Here is an 8,793-nt window from a genome sequence, read left to right on the forward strand (position 1 = left end):
GGCAGGCCGGGGGCAGCACCGGGTTCCGCGTCAAGTCTCGTGTCAATCTCCGCGTCACACCGTCGAGTTATCCGGCCGCCCGACCCCCGATAGGGCGGTACGCGGAGCGCCCGGGCACCGCCCGGGCGGCCACCACCCGACCCCGAGGCGGTTACGCGGTTCGGGTGAACGCGGTTGGACCTGGGCCCGGGCCGCTCGGCAGGATGTCCGGCCGGGGCGCCGCAGCACTGCCCCATCTCCCCCTTCCTCATACGGATTTGGAGTCACCCGGTGTTCAAGGGATTCCGCAGCTTCCTGCTGCGCGGAAACGTGGTGGACCTCGCGGTCGGCATCGTGATCGGCGCGGCCTTCACCGCCGTCGTCACCGGGTTCGTCAGCGCCTTCCTCACCCCGCTGGTCGGCGTCGCGTCCGGAGCCGTCGGCGACTTCACCCAGAAGACCTTCGAGGTGGCCGGCACCCGGTTCCCGTACGGCCTCTTCGTCAACGCGGCGATCGGCTTCGTGCTGACCGCCGCCGTCATCTACTTCGCCGTGGTGCTGCCGGTCGGCAAGCTGCAGACGCGCTTCGAATCGGCCACGCCCGCACCGGCTGCGAAGGTGGACTGCCCGGAGTGCCTGAGCTCGATCCCGGCCGCCGCGAGCCGCTGTTCGTTCTGCACCTCGGAGGTCGGCAAGCCGGGTCTGCCCGCGCAGGCCCAGGCGCTGCAGTCGCACTGACCTGCGGAACCGTAGCGGCGACCGTCGGCCCGGACCTGCGACCGCCGTCCGACGGGCCTCGAACCAGGCGGTCAGCGCGCTGACGGGATCTTTATTCCCGAAACATTCACGAGCTCCCGTCGCACCCTCGGCGGGGGCTCGAATGCGCCAGCGCACGCCCTGCCCGCAAAAGTTTCTCCGCAGGGCCCTGGACCGTCCACCGGCCGGTCACCGCACGGCCGTCCAGCGGCGCCGTCCGGCCACTGTTCGATCACTGACGGGGCGCCAAGGTTGTCCGGAACCAGACGCCGGAATGTCCGTTCTTACTACTTTCGAAACCTTTGTGCGAGCGAAGACTGTGTAAACACTCGAACTGCTCCCCCTCCCGCTCTCCTCAGCAGGCGCATTGTGGGCTTACCGTATGCCCCATGACCTCGCCCCGCTCCTACGACGGAGTCGGCTACCCCTCTCCGTCCTTCTCCTCCGGCACGCCGATTTACGACAGCCTCGTGGCTGAGCGCGGCGTCCCCCAGATCGCACCCATCAACGTGCCGGCCGCCCTGCCGCCGGCACTGTCGTCCGGTTACGGATCCGGCCTCGGCCAGTCCTACGAGAACCGGTACGGCAACGGGTACGAGAGCGCCGGCAGCAACCTCCCCGCGCTGCCGCCCGCCCGCCTCGCCCTGGGCCCCGGCCCGAGCAGCGGCCCCTCCACGGCGTACATCCCCGCGCAGCCCGCGCCGGCGTACGCCTCCCCACAGCCGTCGGTCCCCGGTTACGGCGCCCCCCAGCCGTACCAGCGACCGCAGCCCGGCTCGCCGGCCTTCACCCAGACCGCCAGCGGCGGCTACCAGCCGACCGGCGGCCAGAGCTTCGGCGGCCAGAACACCTTCATCGGTGGCCAGGCCGGCCAGCAGCCCTTCGGCGCGCAGCAGAGCGGCGGCCCGGGCGGTTTCGGCCAGAGCCAGCCAGGCGGCCCGCAGAGCTTCGGCGGCCAGCAGGGCTTCGGCGGCCCGCAGTCCTTCGGCGGCCCGACCGCGGGCGGCCCCGGCTTCCAGGGCCAGGGCGGCGACCAGTCCTTCGGCGGCGCCCAGCTGCGCCCGGCCATGGCGCCGGTCGCGCCGGTCCGCCCGATGCAGCCGCAGCGCCCGGGCCCGTACGGCGAGGCCGGTCACGGCTCCTTCAACACAGCGGGGCAGGTCAACGGCGGCTACCAGTCGCAGGGCCAGGGCTACTGAACCGCTGACACCCCGAGGCCGTCCCCCACACGGCCACACCCGCACCACCTGAGCAGCACCCGGCGACCCCTGAACGCCGGGCGAACGGAGAACGGGTCATCCACGGACCGCCCGGAACGCCCCCCACGGCGTCCCGGGCGGTCCGTGCGCATATGGGGGGCCTGCATGCGGCGGCAACCCTGCTGGCAGGATGGGGGAATGCAGCTCACCGGACTCCACGTCTACCCCGTCAAGTCCATGTACCGCCTGAGCCCGGACACCGCCCCGGTCCATCCCTGGGGCCTGGCCGGAGACCGCCGCTGGATGCTCGCCGACCCGACCGGACGCTTCGTCAGCCAGCGCGAGAACACCGCCCTCGGACAGATCCGGCCCGCACTCCTGCCCGACGGCTCACTCACGCTGACCGCCCCCGACGGCTCACGGATCGAGGTCCCCGCCCCCGCCGTCGCGGCCGGCGACCCGCTCGCCGAGGTCGAGGTCTGGGGCACCCGCTTCCACGCCGCCGAAGCCGCCAAGGAAGCACACCAGTGGATCGCCGAACACCTCGGCGACTACCGCCTGGTGCACCTGGACGACCCGCGCGCCCGCCCCGCCGACCCCGAGTACAGCGAGCCCGGCGACACCGTCTCGATGGCCGACGGCTTCCCGCTGCTGGTCACCACCACCGCCTCGCTGGACCGGCTCAACGAGCTGATCGCCGCCGAGCACCCGAACGAACACGAAACCCTGCCGATGGAGCGCTTCCGCCCCAACGTGGTGGTCACCGGCTCCGAGCCCTGGGCCGAGGACGGCTGGCGCCGCATCCGGATCGGCGAACTCACCTTCAAGGTCGTCAAGCCCTGCGGCCGCTGCATCATCACCACCACCGACCAGGAGACCGGCGAACGGCGCGGCAAGGAACCACTGCGCACGCTCGCCCGGCACCACCGGCTGCTGCGCACGGCCGCCTTCGGGCAGAACCTGATCCCCGAGCGGCCGGCCGGCGTCGAAGGCGACGTGCTCGGCACGCTCCGCCTCGGCGACGAGGTCGAGGTGCTGGAGGACGGGGCGCACTGGCCGGCCGACGGGCGCTGAGCACGAGCCGCGCCCCGGGGGCGTCCTGCCCGCGCGGAGCCGCCGCTTCGTGGAACCGCGTTGTGGAACCACGTTGTGGAATCGCATGTGTGGAACCGCTTGATGGAACCGCTTGATGGGGCCGTTCTGTGGAGCCGTTCTGTGGAGCCGCCGCCGCACGGAACCACCGCTGTGCGCGCTCGTTGAACAAGTGGTCGGAACCTGTGGCGGCGGTGGGCTCTACCGGTGTCCGCGCGACAGCGGGCGGCCGAACCACCCATGTGAGCGCGCTACGGTGGGCGGGCCGCCCGCGCACCTCCGCGCGTTCGGCCCGTTGAACGCCTGCTCGACGAAGGTGGGGACGACAGACCGTCATGGCTGAGCACAGGGTCCGGGTCACCCAGGACAGCGCATCCCGCTGGCGTCGCCGCGCGGGCGAGTACGAAACGCTCGCGGAGGCCCTGGCCGCCGCCGAAGCGGGCGACACCGTGACCGTCCGGCCGGGCACCTTCCGGGAGAACGTGCTGCTGGACAAGCCGGTGACGATCGTCCCGGCCCAGGGCCCGGGCACCGTGCGGATCGAGCCGCCCTCCGGGGTGGCGCTGACCGTCACCGCCGCCGCGACCGTCCGCGACCTCGTCATGGAGGGCGGCGACAGCTCCGCCCCCGCCGTCCTGGTCACCGGCACCGAGGCGACGCCTTCGTTCAGCGGCTGCCGGATCGAGACCCGCTCGGCCACCGGGATCGAGATCACCGACGGCGCCCGGCCGACCCTGCGCGGCTGCGTGGTCGCCAACCCCGGCGGGCTCGGGCTGCGGCTGCGCGGCGAGGGCACCGCCGCCGCCTTCGAGGACTGCGAGGTCGCCGCCGCCGGCCAGGCCGGACTCGCCGTCCTCGGCGGCGCGACCGCCGTCCTGGACCGTTGCCGCGTCCACCACGCCTCCGGCGCCGGCGTGCTGCTCTCCGACCCGGGCAGCGCGGCCGAGCTGACCGGCTGCGAGATCTACGAGATCCGCGGCAGTGGAGTGCAGGCCGACGCGCAGGCGGGCGGGCGACTCGTCGACTGCGAGATCCACCGGGTCACCGGCAACGGGCTGACCCTGGACGGCGAGGCCGAGCTGGTCCTCACCGGCTGCCGGGTGCACGACCTGCCGGAGAACGGCGCCGACCTGCGCGGACGCTCCCGGCTCAGCCTCGCGCACAGCACCGTACGGGACTTCGGCCGCGGCGCGCTGTCGGTCTGGGACCAGGGCACCGAGGCCATCGCCGAGGCCTGCCAGATCCACGGCTCGACCGGCGAGTACCCGGCGCTGTGGGTCAGTGACGGCGCCCGGCTCACCCTCACCGACTGCTCGCTGCACGACCTGCCCGACGCCCTGTTCGTCCTCGACCGGGACTCCGCCGCCACCGCCGAGGGCTGCTCGTTCAGCCGGATCCGCAGTTCGGCGGTCTCGGTCAGCGGCGGAGCCACCGTCGCCCTGGCCGCCTGCCGGGTACAGGAGGCGGGCACCGGACTCTGGTTCCGCGACCACGGCAGCGGCGGACTGCTCACCGACTGCGAGATCTCCGACGTGTCCACCGGGGTGATCGTCACCAAGGGCGCCGACCCGGTGCTGCGCGACTGCACCGTGCGGGCCAGCACGGACGCCGGGGTGTACGTCTCGGCGCAGGGGCGGGGCACCTTCGAGGACTGCCGGGTCTCGCACGGCAAGGGCTTCGGCTTCCACATCATCGACGGCTGCCGGACGCAGCTCATCCGGTGCCGGGCGGAGCAGAACGAGCGGGCCGGGTTCGAGTTCTCCGAGCCGGGGCCGGTCGCGGAGGGGTGTACGTCGGACGACGTCGCGGCGGCACCGGGGCCGGGCTCCGGGCTGGGGTCGGGGCGCGGTTCCGGGCTAGGGCCTGGGTTGGGGTCCGGACTGGGGCCTGGGCTGGGGTCGGGACCGGGTTCCAGGGCGGGTTCCGCGCTCGGGTCACCGTTCGGGGGCGCGGACGTACCGTCGCCTCGCACCTCCCAACTGGCCGCCGTTGCGCCGTTGTTGGCCCCGGCCTCGGCCTCGTCGGCGATCGCCCCGATCCCGGACTGCCGACCGGCCGACGAGGCACTCGCCGAACTGGACTCGCTGGTCGGGCTGGCCACAGTGAAGCAGGAGGTGCGCACCCTGATCGACCTGATCTCAGTCGGCCGCCGTCGCCGCCAGGCCGGGCTCAAGGCGCCGTCGCTACGCCGACACCTGGTCTTCACCGGCGCCCCCGGTACCGGCAAGACCACCGTCGCCCGGCTCTACGGCGAGATCCTCGCCTCACTCGGGGTACTCCAGCGCGGACACCTGGTCGAGGTGGCCCGGGTGGACCTGGTCGGCGAGCACATCGGCTCCACCGCGATCCGCACCGCGGCCGCCTTCGACCGGGCGCGCGGCGGCGTGCTCTTCATCGACGAGGCGTACGCGCTCGCTCCCGAGGACGGCGCGCGGGACTTCGGGCGCGAGGCGATCGACACCCTGGTCAAGCTGATGGAGGACCACCGGGACGAGGTGGTCGTCATCGTGGCGGGCTACACCGCCGAAATGCAGCGCTTCCTGTCCGCCAACCCCGGCGTATCGTCCCGCTTCTCACGCACCATCAGCTTTCCCGACTACACGGCGGAGGAGCTGCTGGAGATCGCCCGGGCGCAGTGCGCGGAGCACGAGTACGCACTCTCCGAGGGGACGGCGATGGCACTGCTGGAGCACTTCGGAGGGCTGGAGCGCGGCCCCAACTTCGGCAACGGGCGCACCGCTCGGCAGGTCTTCGAGACCATGGTCGAGCGGCACGCGGTACGGATCGCCCACCTCGCCGACCCGTCCACCGAGGAACTCCAGCTGCTCGTCCCGGCCGACCTGCCGACGGCGCCCCTGCCGTAGCGCCGCCGCCAGGGAACTCGTCGGCCGCGCCGGGCCGTTGAGGCGGGCATGAGCATGCTTCTGACGGGCGCGGCGGGCGGGTTGCTGTTACCGGCCGGGCTGGTGGCGTTCTTCTTCCTCGGCGCGGCGGTACGGCGGTTGCGCGCCCGCCCGGCGACGGGTCCGTCCGGCGGCCGCGGCGCGGGCGCGACCGCTACGGAGGAACTGCACGCGCTGCTCTACCCGAGCAAGCGGGCGCAGTTGGAGCAGCGACGGGTCGAGCTGGTGCTGCGGGACGACGAGCACGACGGCGCGCCGAAGCGCACCGGTATCGACCTCGCGGGCGGCCGGGCGGTGATCCGGCGGCAAGCGGACAAGTGACGGGTGACGGGTGACAGCTAACAGCTGACGGCCGAGAGCTGACGGGTGGCGGCGAACAGACGACAGCCAACAGCTGACAGAGTCTGAAATCTGTCATCCGTCATCTGACATCTGTTCGCCGCCCGTCGCCCATCCACTCGACCCGAGGCCCGCCACCCCTAAAGCCGCCGCACCAGCAGTTCCACCCGCCCCTCCGCCGGGTCCGACCGGAGCCGGCGGCCCGTCCGCCTCGGCAACAACTGCCCGCAGGCCTACGGCGAGTTCCGCGAAAGCCCTCCTCCGCGACGACCGCGACAATCTCCGGCGTGCCCACGAAGTGGCGGTAGAGCACCGGCCGGCTGCAATCGATCCACTCCGCCAGCCGACGGATCGTCACCGCGTCCCAGCCTTCCGCCTCGGCCGGCCCCCGGGCGATCCTGATGATCAGTTGGTGCCGTTCGACGCGTTCGCTCTCGCGGCGCTGGTGAATCGACATATTCGAATCCTATCAGCGCTAGATATCGGAGCATCGACTATGCTAGCTTCGTTCCTATTCCTAGCAACGCTAGGAGTCGGAGCGCAGAGCAACGCGAGGCCATCAAACCCGAGGGGGAACCATGTCCAGCACCATCACCAGCACCAGCAACAGCACCGCCACCACCAACACTGTCACCAGCGCCGCCGCCACCGGCACCGGCGGCCGTGCCCGTACGCTGATCGCCACCACGCTGGCCGTGCTGGTCGCCGTGGGCATCGGCTACATCGGCATCTGTTTCCTGGTCACGCCGGAGAGCGTCGCCTCCGGCTTCGGCCTGCCCGAGTGGCCGCACGGCGACGCCGCCGCGTTCCTCGGCACCAAGGGCATCCGCGACCTCGCCTCCGGCATCGCCCCGCTGGTCCTGCTGCTCACCGGCCAACGGCGGGCCCTGGGCTGGCTGCTGCTCGTCGACGTCCTGATTCCGGCCGACGATGCCATCACCGTGCTGACCCACCACGGCTCGACCGCCGCCGCGCTCGGCATCCACGGCGCGACAGCGGTCGGGGTCGCCGTGGCGGCCGGGCTGCTGCTCACCGAGCGCCGCGACCGGGGCACCCGGCAAGCAGCCTGACGGAACGTCGAAACGCCGGAACACCGGACCGGCTGAACGATGGAGCGCCGGAACACCGGACCGAACGAACGCCCTGAGGTCGGACCGGCTGCGGTGTCAGCCCGCCCAGGGGCCGCCGGCGAGGAAGGACTCCAGCGCGGCCCGGTAGGGCGCGATGTCGATCCGCTCGCCGGCCAGCCAGTCGTCCGAGTAGTACTTGTCCAGGTAGCGGTCCCCCGGGTCGCAGATCAGCCCGACCACGCTGCCGGTCCGCCCGGCCTCGCGCATCTCGGCGACGATCCGCAGCGCGCTCCACAGGCCCGTCCCGGTCGAGGCCCCCGCCTTCTTCCCGAGGACATGCTCCAGCACCCGCACGGCGGCGATCGACGCCGCGTCCGGCACCTTCATCATCCGGTCGATCGCCCCCGGGACGAAGCTCGGCTCCATCCGGGGTCGCCCGATGCCCTCGATCCGCGAGCCGCTGTCGCAGACGGCGTCCGGGTCGTGGTGCACCCAGCCGTCGAAGAAGCAGGAGTTCTCCGGGTCCGCCACGCAGATCCGGGTGTCGTACTGCATGTAGTGCACGTAGCGGGCGATGGTCGCCGAGGTGCCGCCGGTGCCGGCGGTGGCGACGATCCAGGCCGGCTCGGGGTGCGGCTCCAGGCGCAGCTGGGCGAAGACCGACTCGGCGATGTTGTTGTTGCCGCGCCAGTCGGTGGCCCGCTCGGCGTAGGTGAACTGGTCCATGTAGTGCCCGCCGGTCTCCTCGGCGAGCCGGGCGGACGCCTCGTACACCTCGTCCGAACGCTCGACCAGGTGACACTCGCCGCCGTGGAACTGGATCAGGTCGATCTTGGCCTGGCTGGTGCTCTTGGCCATGACGGCGATGAACGGCACGCCGATGAGCTGGGCGAAGTACGCCTCGGAGACGGCGGTGGAACCACTGGAAGCCTCGATCACCGGCTTGCCGGGGCGGATCCAGCCGTTGCAGAGCCCGTAGAGGAAGAGCGAGCGGGCCAGCCGGTGCTTGAGCGAGCCGGTCGGGTGGGTGGACTCGTCCTTGAGGTAGAGGTCGATCCCCCACTCGGCCGGCAGCGGGAAGCGCAACAGGTGGGTGTCGGCGGAGCGGTTGGCGTCGGCGTGGACCTTGCGCACCGCCTCCTTGAGCCAGGCACGGTAGTCCTGGTCGGAGCGGTCGACGTCGACGGTCGGCTCGATGCCGGACCGGGGGTCGTGCTCGATGCCGCGCTCGGCGCCGGACTGGGTACTCATTGGTCGCTTCTTCCTCGTAGTGCCCCCCACTGCTCACTACGAGTGTACGAGTGTCACGATAAGTGACCGTTTTCGAAGACCCAGCTTCCGCTTATTGCCTCTGCGACTTAGGGCGTCCGCCAGTAGGTCATCGGATGCGGGGGCTTCGAGGCCGGGTATCCCAGCGGTAGAGGGTCCAAGCCCGTCTGATTAGGCAGCGGACAG

The 8,793-nt window shown here is 71.9% G+C and carries 8 protein-coding genes; 6 read left to right on the forward strand and 2 right to left on the reverse strand.

Annotated features, from left to right (window positions below; genetic code table 11):
* Window positions 1–270 precede the first annotated feature (270 nt).
* The 5 genes from mscL to ACZ52J_RS38030 all read left to right on the forward strand — a co-directional run bounded on the left by mscL (window position 271) and on the right by ACZ52J_RS38030 (window position 6,250).
* Entirely contained in the window at window positions 271–717 is a 447-nt protein-coding gene (mscL, locus tag ACZ52J_RS38010) for a large conductance mechanosensitive channel protein MscL (protein WP_360504963.1), read from the forward strand.
* Between the two features lie 407 nt (window positions 718–1,124).
* A complete protein-coding gene (locus ACZ52J_RS38015) occupies window positions 1,125–1,934 on the forward strand; it encodes a DUF6643 family protein (RefSeq protein WP_396290172.1) in 810 nt (269 codons plus the stop codon).
* Between the two features lie 198 nt (window positions 1,935–2,132).
* Window positions 2,133–3,008: an MOSC domain-containing protein gene (locus ACZ52J_RS38020; protein ID WP_465625474.1), complete on the forward strand. Its 876-nt coding sequence runs from the start codon at window positions 2,133–2,135 to the stop codon at window positions 3,006–3,008.
* A 353-nt stretch (window positions 3,009–3,361) separates the two neighbouring features.
* Window positions 3,362–5,890 carry a right-handed parallel beta-helix repeat-containing protein gene (locus ACZ52J_RS38025; RefSeq protein WP_465625476.1) on the forward strand — a complete coding sequence of 843 codons (2,529 nt, stop codon included), beginning with the start codon at window positions 3,362–3,364 and terminating at the stop codon, window positions 5,888–5,890.
* Window positions 5,891–5,938: 48 nt separating this feature from the next.
* Window positions 5,939–6,250: a DUF6191 domain-containing protein gene (locus ACZ52J_RS38030; protein WP_465625478.1), complete on the forward strand. Its 312-nt coding sequence runs from the start codon at window positions 5,939–5,941 to the stop codon at window positions 6,248–6,250.
* Between the two features lie 100 nt (window positions 6,251–6,350).
* On the opposite strand, the gene ACZ52J_RS38035 is transcribed toward ACZ52J_RS38030, so the two are convergent.
* Window positions 6,351–6,725 (reverse strand): TetR family transcriptional regulator, encoded by a 375-nt coding sequence (locus ACZ52J_RS38035; RefSeq protein ID WP_465625480.1) that lies wholly within the window; start codon window positions 6,723–6,725, stop codon window positions 6,351–6,353.
* Window positions 6,726–6,846: 121 nt separating this feature from the next.
* On the opposite strand from ACZ52J_RS38035, the gene ACZ52J_RS38040 reads away from it, so the two are divergent.
* Complete coding sequence (locus ACZ52J_RS38040; RefSeq protein WP_465625482.1) at window positions 6,847–7,338, forward strand: DUF4267 domain-containing protein; 492 nt, start codon at window positions 6,847–6,849, stop codon at window positions 7,336–7,338.
* Window positions 7,339–7,434: 96 nt separating this feature from the next.
* On the opposite strand, the gene ACZ52J_RS38045 is transcribed toward ACZ52J_RS38040, so the two are convergent.
* Entirely contained in the window at window positions 7,435–8,589 is a 1,155-nt protein-coding gene (locus ACZ52J_RS38045) for a PLP-dependent cysteine synthase family protein (protein WP_465625484.1), read from the reverse strand.
* Window positions 8,590–8,793: the final 204 nt, after the last annotated feature.

The sequence above is a fragment of the Kitasatospora sp. NPDC034035 genome (assembly GCF_055575755.1).